Below are 19,463 nucleotides of genomic sequence, written 5' to 3'. Positions count from 1 at the left end.
AAATAATTAACACAAAAATGAGAAATTTTTATTTAATTCTATTGCTGCTATGCTGTGGATTGGCTTTTGGCCAGTCGAGGGTGGTGGCCAAAAAAATTGAAAGTTTGAATGCAAAAAGTCAGCCTTTTACCGGTTATGATCTTTTTTCAAAAAATAACGACACACAAAAAGCTTCGCGGTATCTTACTTCAGCTACTGATGTGACTGTTCTGAACATTAACCAACAGGAACTTCAACGAGTTGTAGAGGAAGCTCCTGAATTTATTTCGATTGCAGTTCCTTATCAGGACGAGATGATTGAAGTACAAATGTACAAGCAAAACATTCTTACTGATGAATTCAAAGTGAAAGACGAAAGCGGAAATTATTATGATTATACGCCGGGTCAGTACTATCGGGGTGTGGTAGCCGGCGATTACACTTCTTTGGCGGCGATCAGCTTCTTTGAAGATAATGTGATGGGAGTTGTATCAACAAACGAAATCGGAAATCTTGTATTGGGAAAATCCACTGACAAAGTGGATTATATAACTTATTCAGATCGTAATATTCTGGGAGAGAATCCTTATGAATGCGGTTTTGATGAGTTGGAATATAATCAGCAGATGGAAGGTCAGATTTCTTTTGATCCGGAAATGATGAATTCTCCCAATACCACCAACTGTGTAAAGATTTATTATGAAGTAGCATATCGTCCTTATTTAAATAATGGTTCAAGCGTGACTACTACAGTTAACTGGCTTACAGGAATCCAAAATAATATAGCAACTTTGTATAACAATGACGACATAGACGTTGCCTTGAACATGATCAAAGTTTGGACTTATGATGATCCTTATGATGGTTCCTATGGAGAAAACCTTGAAGAGTTTGCCATGACAGTTCATGATTTTGAAGGAGATATTGCACACCTTGTAAATACACCAACTACTACCAGTGTTGCTTACTTAAACTCTTTATGTACAAATTATAATTATGCCTATTCGGGAATCAGCCTTGCCTATTCCCAGGTTCCGACTTATTCCTGGACTATTATGGCGATGACCCACGAAATGGGACATAGTTTTGGTTCACCGCACACTCATTCTTGTTCTTGGAACGGAAATAATACTGCTATTGATGGTTGTTACACTACAGAAGGAAGCTGTCCTAACCCTGGAATTCCGAGTGGAGGTGGAACAATTATGAGCTATTGCCACCTTCAGAATGTGGGAATCAACTTCAATCTTGGATTTGGTCCTCAGCCTGCTGCCCTGATAAGAAGTACGATTGATTCAAAAACATGTTTGCAGACGAATTGTATTGATACAGGTGACTCTTGTACAATTTCAATTGAAGAACTGACTGTCGTACCCAACACAAACGGTAGCTTCAGTGTAAGTTTCGTGGACAATACTTCCGAATCCTGGAAATACCGCGTTTATCCGTTCGGAACAACACCACCTGATAGCTGGACACCAATTAATTCAACTTCTTTTACAGTAGATGGATTGGAAGACCACCAGTATTATGAAGTTGAAGTGATAAATGTTTGTGATGTGGTATTGGTAGGTCGCGGCCGAACTGGCTTGATGCTTCCCGGAGATTTCTGTGATGGCACATTATTTACAGATACCGGAGGAACTACAGCTTCTTATTCCTCAAATCAACATCTGATTAAAACTTTTTATCCATCGAGTCCGGATGAAAAAGTGAATCTGAACTTCATAAAGATTGGCGTTCAGACCAATGTGGACTTTATGTACGTTTACAATGGTGACAGCACAGATGCTCCATTGTTTGCAGGCGGAACAATCACAGGTAATAATAATCCCGGACCATCGTTCACTTCTACTGACGAATCCGGTGCCATCACAATTAAGTTTATTTCCAGCCCGGAAATCAATAATTACGGATGGGAAGCAGTTGTAAACTGTTCTGCGCTTGGAATTGAAGAAATGAGTGATTCATTTGGAGTTTTGGTTTATCCAAATCCAACTTCAGATGTATTAAACATCAGTTCCCAAAAAGCAAAAATTGATTCTGTTTCCATTGTGGATGCAGCAGGAAGAACCGTTCTCTCCAATAAATTGTCAAATAACAGTGGAAGTATTAAAATAGGGCATTTGCCAAAAGGCGTTTATATACTGACGCTGAAACTAGACGGACAAACCGTTACCAAAAAGATTATCAAGAAATAATTCTTTTTTAAATACATCAGAAAGCCACTCAGTTTTGAGTGGTTTTTTTATTTGAATTAATAAAGAAGAAATATTTTTCAAAAAATTATGTTGAGCTGTCACTTTTTTGAAAATTCATTCGTCTATACAAACAGAAGCCTATAATTTTGAAGATTATTTCAATCCATAGAAAACAAGAAGTGGAATTATTACTACCACAACTAAAAAAGCAGGACAGACTGGCTCAAAAGGAATTATTTGACCGCTCTTCTCGCAAAATGCTCAGCGTTTGCAGAACCTATATTTCCGATTTGCATTTCGCCGAAGACTGTATGCTCAAAGGTTTTCTAAAGGTTTTCAAAAATATTGATTCCTATAAATCCCAAGGAAGTTTCGAAGGATGGATGCGACGGGTCATGGTCAATGAATGCCTGGATTTCATCAGAATGAACAAAAGCATGATTTATCTGGATGAAGTTATTTTAAAAGATGAATCGGTTGATTTTGAAGAAGATATGTCAGGGATCAATGCGCAGGATTTGCTAGATCAGCTTCCCGAAACTTATCGCACAGTTTTCAACCTTTTTGTTTTGGAAGATTATTCACATAAAGAAATTTCCGCTTTGTTATCTATTTCAGAAGCGACTTCCAAAACCCAATTATTGAGAGCAAAAAATAAACTCAGAGAACTTGTTCTCCAACAAAAAACCAAGGCAAATGAACAATAAATTAGAAAATAACATCAAAAATAAACTGGAAAACAGAGAGATTCCGGTTTCGGAAAATGCCTGGGAAAAACTCAGCGAAATGTTGGAGGAAAAACCTCAGGAACGTAAAATAATACCTTGGTTTTGGATGGGAATTGCGGCTTCGGTAGCAGTGATTCTCGGTTTGTTTTTCGGATTGAATTATCTGAACCCAGAACCCGAAGCCAAAACCGGAAATCCGACTGAAATGGTGATTCAGAATGCAGATAATCAGCCGGAAGAAATCATTTCAAGCGAAAGAGAAATCGTTCAGAATGAAGCAGAAATCGCAATTCAGACCAAAGAAAATCATTATGCCGATAATCTCAATCCAACGGAAATTCTAAAAACACCTAAAAAGGAAATTTGGATTGAAAATTCAAACGAAAATCGGGTTGTGGAAGAAATAATTAAAGAATATACAGAACCAAAAGTGGGGCAGAATGAAGAACCGGTAATGGTGCTAAATACCGATTCGATTTCAAAACCTGTAAAGAAAGCCAATTATGTTGATCCGGAAATGCTGTTGTATTCCATTGAAAACAATCAGGCGGTTCAGCAGAAAAATTCGGGTTCGCGTATGGTTATCATAGACTTTAATAAATAGGTAAAATTCATTAAATCAGTAATTTAAATAATATCAAGATGAAAAAATATATCGTCTCAGGACTTCTGTGCCTTGTCGGAATGACTTTGAATGCACAAAAAATTAAATTCGACTTCAACGATAACACGCAGACTGACGAAAGGGTGAGTCCGGCGGCACGTGAAAAAATGGAGCAATACGCCATCGAAATCAGAGAAATCGTAATTCGTGAAAAACTCGCTATGGAAGCCGAAGTTTCCAAAGTGGATGAAGATTTGTCGCAAGGAAACATTTCCGATTCCCTGGCCGGAAATCTGAAGGCCGATATTGCGCTTCGTTTTTCGGAAAGAATTAATTCAGGAATTGAAAACCTGAAATTCGATCTGGATGAGGTGGTGAAACAACAGGTTCAATATTCGATTATGAATACCGATGTGGAAAAACTCAAAGAAGAGCAAAATTCAAAAGTGGAGGAGTGGTATTACAAACCGCAAAATGAAATTACCGGTTATCTTTCCTATGGGATGATTACGCTCGCAGACGGCGAAAATCAAAAACTGAACGACCATCTGGCTTATTCAAGCGGCATCGATTTCGGGTTTTTGTACCATCGGCAGTTCAGCAAAACAAGTCCTTTTGTGTTTTTGACCGGAGCGTATTTGTCCTGGCGAACTTTAAGGTTTGATGATAATTATTTCGCAACCCGAAATCTGGATGGTCATGTAGATATAAATCAGTACGAACATAATCTCGACAAAAGCAAACTGAGAGCGACTTACATTATGATTCCGCTCGGGATTAAATTCAGTACGGCCGGGTTAAAGACCAAAAACGATGAAACTTATCGCGTACCTGACAAAGGAATCGGTTTTACAGCCAATGTTTATGGGGGTTTTCGGATTTCTACCAATCATATAGTTGATGGAGTGGATGTAGATTACCGCGACAAAAAAACCAATTATGAATTAAATAATTTCGCCTATGGTGGACAGTTCACGCTAAGCATTCACAACTGGAATTTCTTTGTACGTCAGGAATTCAGTCCTTATTTCAACAAAGGAACTTTTGACGACCGCAAAATGCTTCAATTCGGATTGAACCTTGGATTTTAAACAGATTATCCTCATATAAATTATCAAATGGAAAAACCTCAGACTTTCAAGATTCTGAGGTTTTTTTTAATTATTCAATATAATTTATTTCTTGATAATCTTCTTCGACTGATAACCCAAATCATAATGGAAAAGCAGATAATAAATACCGGGTTTTTGCGGGAAAGCAAACTGATAAGTTCTTTTTCCTTTGGAATCAATGGTTTCACGAAGTAATTGTTGGATGAGTTTTCCGCTTTCATCAAACAAAGTAATGACCATGTGGTCTGAACGCTGATAATCCACCGAAATATTCAAAACATCTTCAACCGGATTGGGCGCAACTATGATGGCCATATCTTCGGGACGTTGGGTGTCTATATCGCTTACGGAAAGATTGTCTGTATATTTGTAAATGCTGTGACCGGAACAATAAACCAGATTTTGGTTAAAAATCTGAAAACGATTCAAGCTCCAGCCAAATCCGGTGTCGTTCCAGGTTTGTCCGCCATCTGTGGTTTCAAGAAATCCGCTGTTGTGGCCGCCCATCCAGCCATGATTTTCGGTAATAAAGCCAACACCTTGAATAAAGGGATCGGGTACTTCAAACTCTTGCCAGTTTTGTCCGTTATTGACAGATTTAATGAGCTTTCCGTTGAATGGATCGAATGACTGAACCGCGCCAAACATTACATTGGGGTTGGAATAAAGAATCTGCATTTTCCAAACTTGTTCGCCCGGTCTTCCCGAATTGTAAATTTCAGTCCAGCTTTGTCCGCCATCAGTAGTTTTCAAAATAACGCCACCACTGTTGCTTCCTCCCGAAACATATCCAAGTTGTTCATCCACAAATAATATTTCCACCAATGAATTCGCATAAGCACTCATATCAATAACTTCCCAAGTTTCACCACTATCAGTGGACTTAATGACATAGGCGGGTTCAAAATAAGCACCACAACCATACACCGTGGAATCGCCAACTGTGTCCAACCCACAAATTGCCGGAATAGCTCCCTGTAAATCCCAAACTATTTCCCAGGTTTCACCACCGTCTGTGGTACGGTATAAGGTTTCGGAAAGGGCTCCTAAAAATCCGATGTCTTCGTTCAGGAATTCAATGTTCCGGAGATATTCACCATTATTATAGGATTGTTGCGTCCAAGTATTACCACCATCTGTGGTTTTGTAAACGGCAGATCCAGCTCCGTCAGCTGCCCAGCCAAGATTCTCATTTAAGAAAAACACATCATCATAACGAGATGGAGATTCAGGAATGTTCAATTGTTCCCAGTTTTGAGCCAAACCCGGAAACAAGCCTGTAATGGCTGCAAGCAGAATTAATTTTGATTTCATGTGATAACTTAAGATGGAATCAAATGTAAAAATTAATTTGACTTTATTTAAAAGTCTTCATCATTTCTTCCACGACTTTGTTGGCCGCCGGACAAATCAAAGTGTTTTTCAGCGTAAGATGATTGATTTGGTAGAATTTTTTTCGGTCGGTATGCGGATATTCCCGACAAGCTTTGGGACGATGTTCATAAACCGAACAATAATTATCAGAACCCAAAAAAGGACAAGGAACCGATTGTAAAACATAATCCTTTTCTTCGTCCAATCTTAAATATTTTTCGATGAACTGAGAAGGTTTCATCCGAAATAAACCCGCCAATCGTTCGATGTCTTTTTGGGTAAAAAGCGGACCGGTGGTTTTACAACAATTCGCACAAGAAAGACAATCGATTTCCTCAAAAACTTCCTCGTGAATTTCCAGCATTTTCCGGTCAAAATCTTTGGGCGGTTTCTGTTTGATTTTGCCTAAAAACTTTTTATGTTCGGAATGCCTTTGCTGGGCTTTCTGTTGGTTTTCAATGATTAAACGATCTCCCATTTTTCGATTTCTCCCGGAATGACAGTAAATATTTCCGCCGGATCTATACTTTCCAAATCTTTTAATTTATAAAATTGACTAGTATCGCGGATTTCCAATTTGCGAAGCAAATGTTTGAATTCATACGCCATTTGTCCGTCGTTTACTTTTATATTTTGCGGAACAAATTCCCAATTGATTTTGGATTTGTCAAATTTATAACCGCGTTTGTCGGCTTCTAACCATATTTCCGCCAAATATTGATGAATGGCTTCCACCGGATTTTCCATTTCCTTGAAACGAATCAATTGCGGATGATTTTGATAACCTTTGGTTTTTCCTTCCAATACATTTTTGGCCAAAAGGGTTTCCCGCCAAAGAGCAACCAAACCTTTTGCATCTAAATATTTTGGATGAAGGGACCAGAGACGCATTTATTTTTTTAGTAAATTGAATATTATCTTTTTGACCAATCAATTCTTCTTCAATTCCTCCACTGATTTCACTCCGCGAAGTTTCAGAAATTCAGAAATCACAGCATGATGCGAAACGGTTTTATCCTTGAAATAATTCACGAAATAATTCTTTTCTTCTTCGGTGGCTTCCAATTGATTGAGAATGTTTAGCAAATGCATTTTCATATGCCCTTGCTGAATTCCGGTGGTCACCAACGAACGCAAAGCTGCGAAGTTTTGTGCCAATCCGGCAACGGCGACAAATCCCATCAGTTTTTCTGCATTTGGATTGCCCAATACTTGCAAAGCCAGTTTCACAAGCGGATGCAAAGATGTCAATCCACCAACAGTTCCAAGCGAAATCGGCAAATCGAGCCAGAAACGGAAAACGCCGTCTTTGACTTCGCAATGCGTCAAACTGCTGTACTTTCCGTTTCGGGAAGCGTAGGTATGCGCACAGGCTTCCACCGCACGGAAATCGTTTCCGGTTGCGATGACCACAGCGTCAATTCCGTTCATAATTCCTTTGTTATGCGTGGTAGCCCGATAAGGTTCCACTTCGGCAATTCTCACGGCACGGCTGAATTTCTCCACAAATTCTTCTGAAGTCACATCGCCTTCAGCCAAGTCTTCCACCGGACAACTTACTTCGGCTCTTACGATGCAATCCGGTGTATAATTCGACAAAATACACATCACGATTTGCAAGGAATCTTTTTCTTCCGAAGTGAAATTTTCGCTGTCGTAAATTTCTCTTTTCAAAGTTTGGGCAAATTGTTCCAAACAGGAATTGATAAAATTCGCACCCATGGAATCCACGGTGTCAAATTCTGCATGAATCTGGAAATAATCTTCGATTTCAGCCGTTTTATCGACGAGTTTCAAGTTCAGAATTCCACCGCCACGGGCCTGCATATTTTTGGTAATCGCTTCGGTGTCCTTGAAAAGTTTGGCCAAAACGGTTTCGATGAAAAAACGTTCCAATTTTTCTTTGTTGCCACGGAACATAAAATGCACATGACCGAGTTTGACTTTGGATAAAACTTCGGTTTTGAAACCACCTCGTGAAATCCAGAATTTGGCGGCTTTGGAAGCTGCGGCGACCACCGAACTTTCTTCAATCGCCATTGGGATGCAATGCAATTCTCCATCGATCAAAAAGTTAGGCGCAAAGCCAAACGGCATATAAAAATTGGAAAGTGTGTTTTCTGAAAATTCATCGTGAAGTTGCTGTAATGCAGGATCTTCGTTCCAGTATTGTTTCAGGATTTGGATGGCATTTTCCGAACCGTCAAGGTATTCGTTTACCAACCACTCGATTTTTCCTTCTTTTGACATTTTGGAAAAACCTTCCACGGGCGTGTGATTCATAGTTTGAAATTCTGAAATACAAAAGTAACTATTCTGTTTTTGATTGATTTGACTTCTAAAGTTAATTATTGTTAAAAAGGCAAAAGAAAATTTTTTAGAAATTTTAAGGAAGAACTTGGAAAAAAAATAAATTCAACCGTATATTCGCGGAATAATTGTTCAAGGCAATTAGTAAAAAAATGCGGGAGTAGCTCAATTGGTAGAGCTTCAGCCTTCCAAGCTGAATGTTGCGGGTTCGAGTCCCGTCTCCCGCTCTGGAGCTCGTGACATTCACGGGCTTTTTTGTTTACTTTAATTGGATTTATTTAAAAAGAAATAAAATTCCGTTCCTTCTTTGTAGGTGCTTTTCACAAAGATTTTTTCACCGTGTGCTTCGAGGATGTGTTTCACGATGGAAAGTCCAAGTCCCGAGCCTCCGTGGGTTCTGCTTCGGCTTTTGTCAATCCGATAAAATCTTTCGAAAATCCGTTCCAGATGATCGGGTTTGATTCCGATTCCATTGTCTTTTACGATGGTTTTGATTTTTCCGCTTTGGGTCTGGAAAGAAACGATGACTTCAGCGCCGTCTTTTGCAGAATGATTAATTGCATTGACAATGAGATTGGTCAGAACTTGTTCTATTTTCTCAATGTCTCCCAAAACCCGAATCGGTACGTCTAAGGGATTTTCGATTTTCAGAATGACGTTATTATTCTGGGCTTTGATTTCGAGTAAATCAAAAATTTCGCGCGTAAGGGCAAGAATATTGAAAGGTTTTTGTTCGAGTTTTACGCTTCCCGATTCGAGTTCGGTAATCATATCGAGGTCTTTGACAATGTAAGTCAGGCGCTCGACCGATTTATTAATTCGGTTTAAATATTTATCGCGAATGGATTCATCGTCAATTCCGCCTTCAATTAATGTCAGTAAATATCCCTGAATGGAAAAAAGTGGGGTTTTAAGCTCGTGCGAAACATTTCCGAGGAATTCTCTTCGGTAATTCTCCCTTTCGGTCAGCAAATCGATTTCCTTGGTTTTGACATCGGTCAGCGATGAAATCTGTTCGGACAATCCTTCAAAATCTTTTGCTGCATTTTGCGGATTTAAATCTGGAACCAGATTATACAAATGGGAAATATTCAGTTTTGAAAAGGATTTAAATGCGATACCAAGCAGGGCAAAAATGACGAGCGAAGGAATCAGGAAAGCCACCAGAATTCCGGTCCAAATAAATCCCGGAGAAATCCAATAATCAAAAGGTCTGTTGAGTAAAACGGCTGTAAAAAGCCAACTCAGCAGCCAGATGATAACACCGCCGATGAGTGCGTACAAAAAGGAGTTGAACCAACGGTGGGGCGTAGCCATTCAGGAAATTCTAAGCATTTAGTTTATATCCTACACCTTTGATGGTGGAAAGCCGATCATTTCCAAACTTTTCGCGTAGTTTCCGGATGTGAACGTCGATGGTCCTTCCGCCTACAACCACCTCATTTCCCCAAACTTTTTCAAGAATTTCATCACGTTTAAAAACCCGTTTCGGGTTGGAAGCCAGAAGTGCTATGAGTTCGAATTCTTTTCGCGGAAGCATAAATTCTTCGTCACGGAAAGTTACTTTATAAGTTTCTCTGTCGATGGTAAATTCTTCCAGTTCAATTAATTGCTGTTGTTCGTCGGTTGATTTCAAACGAAGCAAAGCTTTGATTTTACTCATCAGAACCTTGGGTTTTACCGGTTTGGTGATGTAGTCATCGGCACCGGCTTCGTATCCAGCCAGTTGAGAGAATTCTTCCGTTCGTGCGGTAAGGAAGACAATCAATGTTTTTTTCAGCGATTCGATTTTCCGGATTTCAGCACAAGCTTCGATTCCGTCCATTTCGGGCATCATCACATCGAGTAAAATCAGGTCGGGCTTTTCGATTTTTGCTTTTTTAATTCCTTCTGCGCCGTCAGAAGCCGTAAATACTTCGTATCCTTCTTTGACAAGATTGTAGGATAAGAATTCTAAGATATCGGGCTCATCGTCAACTAAAAGTATTTTTATTTTTTTCATAATCGCGTCTCAATCCGGTGTGCAAAGTTAAGCTAAAATTCTCAAAATTAGGCTCAAACATAAGGCTTAACAAAGATTTAAAGATAAATTAACCTGGTAACGTTAAGTTAAACAAAACTTAAAGATGAGGCAAATTTAAACTTCTCAAAGCTTCTGTTCTTTGCAAAGAATTTTGAAGAGAAAAAATGTACAAACTAATTTTTGCACTATTGCTTTTGGCAGGAAGTATTCTGAAAGCACAATCTACCGGAGTGATCTATGGAAATGTAAAGGACGAATCCGGGCTAGGAATCAGTACAGCTGATGTATTTATAGAGGGAACTATTTTTTCGGTTTTCACAAATACTGACGGAAGTTATGAAATGGAGGTCGATGCAGGAACTTATGAGGTAATTATTACAGCGATTGGTTACGATGAAACAATCCAGATATTGACGGTAAATGACGGGGAACGCGTTGAGTTTTCAACTGTACTTACTACCTCAATAGATTCTGCAACGCAGCTTAGCGAAGCAGTTGTAGTGGGAGAGGTTAATAAATCGACGGAATCTTCGCTTCTAAATGAGCAGAGAAAATCGATTGAAATGAAGCAAGCAATTGGTGCCCAAGAATTATCCAGAAAAGGAGTGAGCGATGTTGCTACAGCAGTTACAAAAACAACGGGAGTTTCAAAACAAGAAGGGGTAAAGAACGTATTTGTAAGAGGTCTGGGAGATCGGTATAATTCTACTTCCTTAAATGGATTGCCGTTACCATCGGAAGATCCCGAATATAAAAATATTTCATTGGAATTTTTCACGACAGACATTATTCATAATATTAATATCAATAAAACTTTTGGTTCGGATTTATATGGTGATGTAGCCGGAGCGAATATCGACATCGTTTCTAAAGAATTAGATAGAAAAGGCGTGTTTTCTGTTTTTACTGGGAACGGATATAATACAAATTTATCCGGAAATACTTTGTTAGTTGCTGATGGCAATAATTATTTCGGATATCCGGAAAACGGTATTGATATTCCGATTTCTAAATTGCAGACATACGGATTTGAAACGGATTTTAAACCCAGACAAAGACGCCATCCTTTCAATACTAATTTTGGGCTTTATGGAGGCGGAAGATTTAAGTTTGGAGAGAAAAGTTCATTGTCTTTGTTTGGTGTAGCATTAAATAACAGTGATTTCTATTTTCAGGAAGGAATTGTTAGACAAGTTAATTCTGAAGGAGGAATCAGACAAGATATGAAAGTGCAGAAATCGGAATATTCTGTCACACAAACCCTTATGGGGAATATCAAATATAAGTTCGGAAACGGAAGAAGCATAGCCGTTAATTCATTGTATATTCATGATAATCAACAGTCAGTTGGGGATTATAACGGATATACCACCAGGGTTAATGATAACGATTTTGCAACCAATTCTTTTATCAGAAGACAACAAATGAATAGTAATAATTTGTTTGTAAATCAATTATTGGTCGAATATAAATTCTCAAATAAACTTGATGCTAATTTAGGAGTTGGATATAATATGGTGAGAGGTTCAGAGCCTGACAGAAAAACCAATTCGTATGATTATGATTATAATGGCACGAACGGATATGTTATCGGAACCAATTCTGCGGCATTAAACAACCGCTTCTTTTCGACATTGGAAGAAGATGATATCACAGGAAAATTAGAGTTTAATTATAAATTCAATCCGGAAAGTGAACTGGTAAAAGTGTTGACCTTAGGGGGTGATTTCAGAAATACAGAAAGAACATTTGAGTACACACAATTTAATTTCCATTTCAATACACCCATTCCGGTGGATATAAATTATCCGGATTTGTTGTTTAATCAAACATATTTGACCTTAGGAAGACAAAACGGAGGTTTTGACTTGGTTACAGGTAGAGGAAGAGGAGATAATGCACTTGATCCATTCTACTATTTGGGAGAAAGAAATATTTACGCAGGATACGCTCAATTGATTTTTCCATTCACTTCTAAATTTACGGCATTACTCGGAGCTCGATTTGAGGCAGTAGAGCAAACCGTAAATTGGGATACCAACTTATCGAGTAGCGTAAATGATTTGACAGTACCTGAAGGGAAAATAGAAGATTCATATTTTTTACCAAGCTTAAACCTAAAATATTCTTTTAACGATGACAACGTTTTGAGATTGGCAGCAAGTCAAACTTACACATTGCCTCAGTTCAAAGAAGTGGCTCTGTTTCTTTATGAAGATGTAAACTTTTCCAGCTTTGGAAATCCATATTTGGAGGCAGCAACCAGTTTAAATTTTGATTTGAAGTATGATTGGTATTTATCCAGAAAAGGTGAAATTTTATCAGTAGGAGGGTTTTATAAATTAATTCAAAATCCAATCAACCGAATTCGTGTTGCTTCTGCGGCAAATGAACTTTCATATGTTAATACAGGGGATGCGTTTGCTACCGGAGTCGAAATCGAAGTCAGAAAAAACATTTTTCAAAGAGATGGCGAAATGGACAAACAGAGCCTTTCATTTGGGCTAAATTTATCGTATTTATATACGGAACAGAAACTGGAAGACACGGATAAGGATAGACTTACGGTGTTGTTTACCAATGAGAAAGACCAATTAGAAGGAGCTTCGCCACTATTAATTAATTCAGATTTGAGCTATAATCTATCTGGAGATAGAGTTGATTTTACAACTACAGCTGTATTTAATTATTTCTATGATAAGATTTTTTCCATCGGGACTTCAGAAAATGAAAACATTGTGGAAAAAAGCATTCCAACATTGGATTTTGTAAATAGAATTCAATTTAAGAAAAGCGGAATAGGATTGAGTTTATCCGTAAGAAACATTTTAGACCCTGACTTTGAACTTACACAGGAGACAAATGTTAATGGAAAAAAAACCGATACTTTACTGGGCAGTTATAAAAAAGGAATGACGTTTAGTTTCGGAATAAGTTGGTCAATGTAAACATTTTAAAAACAATAAATATTTGAGATTATGAACACAGGAAAAAGAATTTTAATGCTAACAGTTATCGCAGCTTTATTTATAGCATGTAGCGGTGACGATGATTCTACATCGCCAATAGATAATGGTGATGGGGCTGCAAACGGGATTATTACTTCATTGAATGACCCTGATTTTAATGCATCTGCTTTAAAAGGAAAAATTGGAGCAAACATTGAATTGCCGGCTGGAGACTATGTGTTATCAGGTGATTTGGTAGTACAAGCTCCTTACACATTGAAAATAAATCCGGGGACTACGTTCAAAGCAGTTGCAGGAGGATCCAATGTATATTTGGCAGTTGAACAAGGGGCAAAAATTGATGCTCAAGGAACGGCTTCAGCACCGATTAGATTTACATCAAATGCTTCATCTCCAGCTGCAGGTGACTGGGGTGGAATTATGATTATGGGATATGCACCATTAAGTGGAGGTGGATCAGCTGTAACAGAGGTTGTTGACTTCTTTTATGGAGGAGATAACACAAATGATAATTCAGGAGTTCTTTCTCACGTTATTATTGAGTATTCAGGAGCAAGAATCAATGATGAAAAAGAATTTAACGGTCTTACACTCTATGGAGTAGGAAAAGGAACTACAATTAATAATATTGCAGTTTTTAATAACGATGATGATACAATTGAATTCTTTGGAGGATCAGTGGACGTTACCAATTTATTGGTTGTAAACTCTACGGATGACTTGATTGACTGGACACAAGGATATAACGGAACCATCACAAATGCTTACGCAATTAGAGAAGAAGGATATAATTCAGTTTCTTCCGATCCTCGTGGAATCGAAGCAGACGGAAACCTTGACGGTTTAGCACCGGGACAAACAGGTCAGTCTAATCCTACAGTAAACGGTCTTACAATTGTTAACAATGCAGCAGTTGAATTTTCTGATATTTTTAAAATCAGAAGAGGTAGCGGGGCAACAATTACAAATGCTTTGGTAATTTGGGGAGCAAGCTCTACGATTGCCGGAGACTTCGTTGATTGTACAGACTCTTTAGGAGATGCTATGGGAAGTACAAACATTTCTGTATCTGTTTCAGGAAACGTTGATGCTGCAGATATTAAAGTGGGAGCAAATAATGCTACTGTAAATGTAGTATCAGGAAACACAGGAGCCGATACTTCTGCATTTAGTTGGACAGGATACCAATTCTAAAAATTTTTAATAATAGCCCTTTTATAATAAATTCTATAGGAGGGCTTTAATAATTTAATTATGAAGATTTATATTTTTACATTATTTACTATATTCTCTACTTTAATCTATTCACAAAGTTTTAGCACAAATCCAAGCATTCCTTTTAACACTACCACTATTGATATTAAAAACTTGGAAATAACTAATAATCCTACAAAATTATACCATTCAAATTCAACAAATGATAAAAATAAAATATATTTTAACTTTGACATTAAAGGTAAATATAAGTCACTAGAGTTATATTTATACTACGAATCAGTTTCTGAAAGTAACCGAATATGTTTTATACAATGGGATAACGACTTTGAGTTTCCCATAGAATATCCTTTTTGGGGAAATAAAGAGATGTGGTCAATTATAAACTCTAATTTCACCAATAACCGTCCCATACGAATTCCGGGTAGAAAGTTTGTTTTAGTCGCAAAATATCAAAGAGTAGGCTATTCTCAGGTAACCAAAGTAATTGAATATACAGCACCAATAACTGATGCTGATGGGGATGGAGTAATAGACGATGTAGATCAGTGCCCTTATGAACCGGGATCTTCTTCAAATTTTGGTTGTCCTTTCACGGGTAACTTAAAAATAGAAAGAGTGGTAATAAGACAAAATGGAGGTTCATACCCTATTGTATATGACTCCTCAAACGAGTCTAGTATACCAACGTTAGGGGATGTTCAATATCAAGTTGAAGTATATGCTAAAAATCAAGGAACAGAGGGGAAATCTTATGTGAGTTGGCAAGCTAGCTATTATAAAAGTACAAATTGTACATATCCAAATTGTCCTAAAATTAAATTTGCTGCTTTTAATTTCTATTATATGCCACCGAATGGAGCTCTTTCATCATCCGGCCATTTTGGTAAAATTTTACCTTACTCCACCCAGCCTGGCTATCATGAAATGGCAATTGAAATAGATTATTTGCAAGCATATGATGAAGAAAATGAAGTAGACAATATATTAAAATTTCCATTCTTCTATCAACCTGGGCATACTCATAAATACAGTTTGGAAATATATGATTCAAATACAAATTTGGTTGAGTCACATATTATAAAGGATGAATATCAACTAAATGACATCAAGCGAAATCTTCCAAAAGGAATCTATATTTTCAAAACGGAAAATGATTCAAGGAAAATAAGTATCAAATAAACATTATCAAAAAACAATAACCCTTTCAGTAATGGACTGGAAGGGTTTTTTAAAATTAACTATTTATTAATTAAGCAATTCTTAGGAAATGCGTACATTTGCAGTCCTATAACAAATAAGAGAGAAATGAAAAAAATTTTTACAACTTTGACTGTTTTGGCAGTAGTTAGCTTATCTGCACAAAATTTATTGACGAATCCAAGCTTTGAAAGTGATTTAGAGGGTTGGGCAGCAGGTCCTACATCATCTTACACAGCTCCTGAAGTCGTTTCAGGTAATTCTCAAGACGGAGACAAGCATGTAGCTTACATAGCTGCAACAGCAACAACTGGATTCTTTCAAAATGTTCCTGTGACTGAAGGTGAATCATACACGATTTCTTTCTGGTACAAAGCTTCAGGTGATGACACTGATGCAAGAATCTGGAGTATCTTCAGAGATGCTGAAGGAGCTGGTGTTTACACAACAGACGCAACTGAAGAAGATCCATTCAGAACAAATAACGGATATCTTCCAACTGCTACAGAATGGACATTCCATACAGCTACTATGCCTGCAGGTACAGGTGCTGTAAGTTTGGATGTTGCTTTCAGAGCTTATACAGGAGGAAATGCTGCTTTTGACAACATCAAAGCTGGTGTAGAAGGTTCTATGGGTGTTACTGACATGAACAATTTCGCTGACCAAGTGAAAATGAATACTGTTGTAACAAACAAATTAACCCTTGTATTGCCTGAGCGTGCAACCGTAAACATCTATACTATGGAAGGAAGATTGGTTTCTTCAAACCGTGTTGATAACGGAGGAAGCATCGATACTTCTGCTATGGCAAAAGGAGTTTACGTAGTAAAAGTAACAAACGGATACGCTACAACTACTCAGAAAATCGTGAAAAAATAATTTCCGATTCTGATTAAAATATTAATCCCGGTTGCTGAGGTTCTCGAAGCACCGGGATTTTTTATTTCTATATGTTAATTTAAATTGTTTCTCTTCTTCTTCTAAGCATTCTGTCAAGCGAATATTTTCCCGGACCCAGCAACATTAGTGCAACAAAAATGAAGAAGTAAAGCAAGCTCATTTCTTTTAGACGAAACGGATCCTCGCCATGCACAATGAAAGCTGCATAAAGCATCGTCAGTATCAACGGAATCAAAGCCCAGCGGGTCATCAATCCAAAAATCACAAGCACTGCGCAGATCACTTCGGCGAAAATCACCAGTCCGAGCGTCGCCGTAGCACTGATGCCAAAGGGATCGATGAATTCAATGGCATCATCAGAAAAAAACTTGGAAAATTTTGAGGCACCATGTCCGTAAATCATAAAACTTCCCGCTGCCACACGAAGTATCAGGCTTGTAAAATCTACGTTGGAAACACTAGTGCCCGATGAGAATAATCTTACTTTCATAAAAGTGAAATTTTTTAAAAGTAAAGGTAAAAATTAAAATCAAAACGATTTTCAATTTCAAAAATTGCAGACTTTGTCTTTTTTAACCTAAAAACTCAACCACAAAATCAAAAAAAGCTTTGGGATTTTCTGCATGAACCCAATGTCCCGAGTTGGGAATGGTTTTGATTTCCGAATTTGGGAAATGCGATTTGATCAATTCAAAATCAGCATCCTGAATGTAATCCGATTTTTCACCGCGTAAAAACAGCGTGGGTTTGTCAAAAACCCCATTGGTCAAATTCCCGCCCACCATATCATTGTAAGCATCGGTAAGCGTTTTCAGATTGAATCGGAAGGCATATTTTCCGTCTTCTACGTGGTAAACATTTTTCAGTAAAAACTGACGGGTTCCCATTTCCGGAATGTATTGTTTCAGCACTTCTTCGACGTCTGAACGCTTTTCTACTTTATCAAAATCTACGGAATTCAAAGCTTTTATAATTCCCTGATGATGCGGCGGATAAGCCTTTGGCGCCATGTCGGCCACGATGAGTTTTTCTATTTTTTCGGGATGTTTGTATGAGAATTCTATCACCGAACGTCCACCTAACGAATGTCCCAGCAAATAACAAGTTTCAATCTGATGATGATTCAAATAGTTCAGAATATCCTCAGACATCGCTTCAAAACTCATATCGTCTGAATGAAAACTTCTTCCGTGATTACGCAAATCAATCGCATGAACGTTGTAATGTTCCGCAAACTGTTTGGCGAGCGTTGCAAAATTATCGGATTGACCAAATAATCCGTGTAATATCAAAAGATGTTGGGGTTTGTCGCCAACGATTTTACTGTGAAGGATTTGTGTCATAGTGAACTTTGTAAAAAAATTCTTTGTGTGCATTGTGGTTTCAAAAACGGTCTTTACCACAAAGAACACGAAGGAGGCACAAAGTTACACAAAAGAAAAGGATTTTGAATTGGGTAGCTAATCCGGTTTTTCTCCTAAACGTCTTTTCAGCTCGTGGATCTCTAAATCTTTGGATTTATTTGTTTCAATAAGATTTTTGAAGATTTATGGTTCCGTGGTTTACGCCAACCGTGCCAACATTTCCGTTGTTTTCTTTAATTGTATTCTTAATAGTTTCATCTACAAAATAGCTGAAATCTTTGTCAAATACCTTGCAAACTTTTTCCATCAAATGGAAATCTATTTTTTGAGAACTTTCGCTTTCTATGTTGCTCAGTGTGCTTTGCGAAATGCCCAAAAGATCTGCTAGCTCCGGTTGCGAAATCTTTCTTTCCTCTCTTAGACGTTTTATTTTGATGCCTACTCCCATAACAATATCGGGTTTCCGGTTAGAATTATCAATTTTCCGATTGGTAAACTCCATTTTTTCTTAAAAATTTGTGAAAACCAATATTTTCATTATAATCCTACACCCGAATGGCAAGCTGCCCACGAAAGCGGAGAGTATTTGCCGTATGAAGGAGAATTGTCAATGGTAAGCATAGAGGGAGATACAGTTACAGAACAAAGGTCATCACTTATGATTTGTTCTTTCAGTGTTGAGCCGATTTATGATTGTAATACATGTATGGGGAGGCAAATTATTGGTTATGATATAACTATACATTGTTACACAGTACCAGGCTCTGGTGGTGGTGGCGGAGAAGGCACAGGGCCAGGTCCTGGTGGTCCAGGTCCCGGTCCCGGAGAAGGGGGAGGCAGTGGTAATGGTGGTGACTGGGACGGCGAAGGCCCTATTCACGGTCCGGGTCTCCCTACAGATCCTAATTATGGTGGAGGTAGCGAATTTGAAGAATATATCAATGGATTTTTTGGCGAAGGAAATTGGGTTGAAATTGAAAATCCACCTAGTGATTTGCCTAGTTTTGATAACTTACTGGATGCCTATGATTATATCTACGGAAATGTGAATTATGGAAATTCGGGTCAACTTGTAAATGTTCAAGACACAAATGGAGATAAGAGAGTGACTCATTACAAAATAAAATTTTGGACGACATTAGGAGAAAGGGGAGTCAGAATGTATGTTTCACAAACTAGAAATGATAGTCAACCAAGACCAAGTATTGTAGATATTACTTCTGAGTGGTATGGAGGTTCTTTTTACAATTCTTGGGAACAACATGAAAACTATGACGTTGAAAGTATATCGACGTGTTCAGATTGCAAAAAGATTGTGTTATACGGTACCAAAATCACTGGATTTGAATGGGACTGTAAATCCCCCAAAAACTCCGACAGTTTAAAATATTATAAAAATTTATAAATTTAAACTGTTATTAGAGATGAAAAAGTCAAGATTTACAGAAACACAAATCAGCCAAGTACTCAAGGAGCATGAA

The 19,463-nt window shown here is 37.8% G+C and carries 18 protein-coding genes and 1 tRNA gene; 10 read left to right on the top strand and 9 right to left on the bottom strand.

Features of this window, described 5'->3' with window-relative positions; translation table 11 throughout:
- Nucleotides 1–17: 17 nt before the first annotated feature.
- The 4 genes from WBF63_RS02285 to WBF63_RS02270 all read left to right on the top strand — a co-directional run bounded on the left by WBF63_RS02285 (nt 18) and on the right by WBF63_RS02270 (nt 4,603).
- On the top strand, nt 18–2,180 hold the full coding sequence (locus tag WBF63_RS02285) for a zinc-dependent metalloprotease (RefSeq protein ID WP_424368077.1): 2,163 nt from the start codon (nt 18–20) through the stop codon (nt 2,178–2,180).
- A 146-nt stretch (nt 2,181–2,326) separates the two neighbouring features.
- On the top strand, nt 2,327–2,887 hold the full coding sequence (locus tag WBF63_RS02280; protein ID WP_424368076.1) for an RNA polymerase sigma factor: 561 nt from the start codon (nt 2,327–2,329) through the stop codon (nt 2,885–2,887).
- The gene (locus WBF63_RS02275; protein ID WP_424368075.1) at nt 2,877–3,512 is read left to right on the top strand and encodes a hypothetical protein; all 636 of its coding nucleotides are present in this window, start codon (nt 2,877–2,879) and stop codon (nt 3,510–3,512) included. The genes WBF63_RS02280 and WBF63_RS02275 overlap by 11 nt, the downstream gene beginning before the upstream one ends.
- 38 nt (nt 3,513–3,550) lie before the next feature.
- A complete protein-coding gene (locus WBF63_RS02270; RefSeq protein ID WP_424368074.1) occupies nt 3,551–4,603 on the top strand; it encodes a PorT family protein in 1,053 nt (350 codons plus the stop codon).
- An 84-nt stretch (nt 4,604–4,687) separates the two neighbouring features.
- Here the strand turns inward: WBF63_RS02270 and WBF63_RS02265 are convergent, their stop codons facing one another.
- The 4 genes from WBF63_RS02265 to WBF63_RS02250 are packed head-to-tail and all read right to left on the bottom strand — an operon-like array spanning nt 4,688 to nt 8,281.
- Nucleotides 4,688–5,938: a YCF48-related protein gene (locus WBF63_RS02265; protein WP_424368073.1), complete on the bottom strand. Its 1,251-nt coding sequence runs from the start codon at nt 5,936–5,938 to the stop codon at nt 4,688–4,690.
- A gap of 43 nt (nt 5,939–5,981) precedes the next feature.
- On the bottom strand, nt 5,982–6,476 hold the full coding sequence (locus WBF63_RS02260; protein WP_424368072.1) for a YkgJ family cysteine cluster protein: 495 nt from the start codon (nt 6,474–6,476) through the stop codon (nt 5,982–5,984).
- Nucleotides 6,461–6,889, bottom strand: coding sequence for a pyrimidine dimer DNA glycosylase/endonuclease V (locus tag WBF63_RS02255; protein ID WP_424368071.1), 429 nt, complete (start codon nt 6,887–6,889; stop codon nt 6,461–6,463). The genes WBF63_RS02260 and WBF63_RS02255 overlap by 16 nt, the downstream gene beginning before the upstream one ends.
- Nucleotides 6,890–6,928: 39 nt before the next feature.
- Entirely contained in the window at nt 6,929–8,281 is a 1,353-nt protein-coding gene (locus WBF63_RS02250) for a hydroxymethylglutaryl-CoA reductase (RefSeq protein ID WP_424368070.1), read from the bottom strand.
- 181 nt (nt 8,282–8,462) lie between these two features.
- On the opposite strand from WBF63_RS02250, the gene WBF63_RS02245 reads away from it, so the two are divergent.
- Nucleotides 8,463–8,535, top strand: a tRNA-Gly gene (locus tag WBF63_RS02245).
- Nucleotides 8,536–8,572: 37 nt separating this feature from the next.
- On the opposite strand, the gene WBF63_RS02240 is transcribed toward WBF63_RS02245, so the two are convergent.
- Both WBF63_RS02240 and WBF63_RS02235 read right to left on the bottom strand, forming a co-directional pair.
- Complete coding sequence (locus WBF63_RS02240) at nt 8,573–9,625, bottom strand: sensor histidine kinase (RefSeq protein ID WP_424368069.1); 1,053 nt, start codon at nt 9,623–9,625, stop codon at nt 8,573–8,575.
- Nucleotides 9,626–9,635: 10 nt separating this feature from the next.
- Nucleotides 9,636–10,310 carry a response regulator transcription factor gene (locus tag WBF63_RS02235; protein ID WP_424368068.1) on the bottom strand — a complete coding sequence of 225 codons (675 nt, stop codon included), beginning with the start codon at nt 10,308–10,310 and terminating at the stop codon, nt 9,636–9,638.
- Nucleotides 10,311–10,495: 185 nt separating this feature from the next.
- On the opposite strand from WBF63_RS02235, the gene WBF63_RS02230 reads away from it, so the two are divergent.
- The 4 genes from WBF63_RS02230 to WBF63_RS02215 all read left to right on the top strand — a co-directional run bounded on the left by WBF63_RS02230 (nt 10,496) and on the right by WBF63_RS02215 (nt 16,597).
- Nucleotides 10,496–13,279 carry a TonB-dependent receptor domain-containing protein gene (locus tag WBF63_RS02230; RefSeq protein WP_424368067.1) on the top strand — a complete coding sequence of 928 codons (2,784 nt, stop codon included), beginning with the start codon at nt 10,496–10,498 and terminating at the stop codon, nt 13,277–13,279.
- A 30-nt stretch (nt 13,280–13,309) separates the two neighbouring features.
- Nucleotides 13,310–14,494 (top strand): hypothetical protein, encoded by a 1,185-nt coding sequence (locus tag WBF63_RS02225; protein ID WP_424368066.1) that lies wholly within the window; start codon nt 13,310–13,312, stop codon nt 14,492–14,494.
- 60 nt (nt 14,495–14,554) lie between these two features.
- Nucleotides 14,555–15,697, top strand: a complete 1,143-nt coding sequence (locus WBF63_RS02220; protein WP_424368065.1) for a hypothetical protein — start codon at nt 14,555–14,557, stop codon at nt 15,695–15,697.
- A 126-nt stretch (nt 15,698–15,823) separates the two neighbouring features.
- Complete coding sequence (locus WBF63_RS02215) at nt 15,824–16,597, top strand: T9SS type A sorting domain-containing protein (RefSeq protein ID WP_424368064.1); 774 nt, start codon at nt 15,824–15,826, stop codon at nt 16,595–16,597.
- A 79-nt stretch (nt 16,598–16,676) separates the two neighbouring features.
- On the opposite strand, the gene WBF63_RS02210 is transcribed toward WBF63_RS02215, so the two are convergent.
- From WBF63_RS02210 to WBF63_RS02200, 3 genes are all read right to left on the bottom strand, one after another.
- Nucleotides 16,677–17,108 carry a DoxX family protein gene (locus WBF63_RS02210; protein WP_424368063.1) on the bottom strand — a complete coding sequence of 144 codons (432 nt, stop codon included), beginning with the start codon at nt 17,106–17,108 and terminating at the stop codon, nt 16,677–16,679.
- An 82-nt stretch (nt 17,109–17,190) separates the two neighbouring features.
- Nucleotides 17,191–17,961, bottom strand: a complete 771-nt coding sequence (locus WBF63_RS02205; protein ID WP_424368062.1) for an alpha/beta fold hydrolase — start codon at nt 17,959–17,961, stop codon at nt 17,191–17,193.
- Nucleotides 17,962–18,145: 184 nt separating this feature from the next.
- Nucleotides 18,146–18,484, bottom strand: coding sequence for a helix-turn-helix domain-containing protein (locus WBF63_RS02200; protein ID WP_424368061.1), 339 nt, complete (start codon nt 18,482–18,484; stop codon nt 18,146–18,148).
- An 84-nt stretch (nt 18,485–18,568) separates the two neighbouring features.
- Between WBF63_RS02200 and WBF63_RS02195 the strand changes: the two genes are divergently transcribed.
- Complete coding sequence (locus tag WBF63_RS02195; protein WP_424368060.1) at nt 18,569–19,387, top strand: hypothetical protein; 819 nt, start codon at nt 18,569–18,571, stop codon at nt 19,385–19,387.
- Nucleotides 19,388–19,463: the final 76 nt, after the last annotated feature.

The organism is Moheibacter sp., from assembly GCF_049672845.1.
Taxonomy (GTDB): domain Bacteria; phylum Bacteroidota; class Bacteroidia; order Flavobacteriales; family Weeksellaceae; genus Moheibacter.
Note: the sequence above shows the minus strand (reverse complement) of the source record. Positions and strands in the feature narration are given on the sequence as shown.

What these genes read in the sequence shown, in the direction of transcription:
- WBF63_RS02230 (WP_424368067.1), top strand. Translation starts at nt 10,496, where the DNA reads ATGTACAAACTAATTTTTGCACTATTGCTTTTGGCAGGAAGTATTCTG.
- WBF63_RS02275 (WP_424368075.1), top strand. Translation starts at nt 2,877, where the DNA reads ATGAACAATAAATTAGAAAATAACATCAAAAATAAACTGGAAAACAGA.
- WBF63_RS02265 (WP_424368073.1), bottom strand. Translation starts at nt 5,938, where the DNA reads ATGAAATCAAAATTAATTCTGCTTGCAGCCATTACAGGCTTGTTTCCG.
- WBF63_RS02240 (WP_424368069.1), bottom strand. Translation starts at nt 9,625, where the DNA reads ATGGCTACGCCCCACCGTTGGTTCAACTCCTTTTTGTACGCACTCATC.
- WBF63_RS02250 (WP_424368070.1), bottom strand. Translation starts at nt 8,281, where the DNA reads ATGAATCACACGCCCGTGGAAGGTTTTTCCAAAATGTCAAAAGAAGGA.
- WBF63_RS02255 (WP_424368071.1), bottom strand. Translation starts at nt 6,889, where the DNA reads ATGCGTCTCTGGTCCCTTCATCCAAAATATTTAGATGCAAAAGGTTTG.
- WBF63_RS02260 (WP_424368072.1), bottom strand. Translation starts at nt 6,476, where the DNA reads ATGGGAGATCGTTTAATCATTGAAAACCAACAGAAAGCCCAGCAAAGG.
- WBF63_RS02270 (WP_424368074.1), top strand. Translation starts at nt 3,551, where the DNA reads ATGAAAAAATATATCGTCTCAGGACTTCTGTGCCTTGTCGGAATGACT.
- WBF63_RS02200 (WP_424368061.1), bottom strand. Translation starts at nt 18,484, where the DNA reads ATGGAGTTTACCAATCGGAAAATTGATAATTCTAACCGGAAACCCGAT.
- WBF63_RS02235 (WP_424368068.1), bottom strand. Translation starts at nt 10,310, where the DNA reads ATGAAAAAAATAAAAATACTTTTAGTTGACGATGAGCCCGATATCTTA.
- WBF63_RS02225 (WP_424368066.1), top strand. Translation starts at nt 13,310, where the DNA reads ATGAACACAGGAAAAAGAATTTTAATGCTAACAGTTATCGCAGCTTTA.
- WBF63_RS02210 (WP_424368063.1), bottom strand. Translation starts at nt 17,108, where the DNA reads ATGAAAGTAAGATTATTCTCATCGGGCACTAGTGTTTCCAACGTAGAT.
- WBF63_RS02205 (WP_424368062.1), bottom strand. Translation starts at nt 17,961, where the DNA reads ATGACACAAATCCTTCACAGTAAAATCGTTGGCGACAAACCCCAACAT.
- WBF63_RS02215 (WP_424368064.1), top strand. Translation starts at nt 15,824, where the DNA reads ATGAAAAAAATTTTTACAACTTTGACTGTTTTGGCAGTAGTTAGCTTA.
- WBF63_RS02220 (WP_424368065.1), top strand. Translation starts at nt 14,555, where the DNA reads ATGAAGATTTATATTTTTACATTATTTACTATATTCTCTACTTTAATC.
- WBF63_RS02285 (WP_424368077.1), top strand. Translation starts at nt 18, where the DNA reads ATGAGAAATTTTTATTTAATTCTATTGCTGCTATGCTGTGGATTGGCT.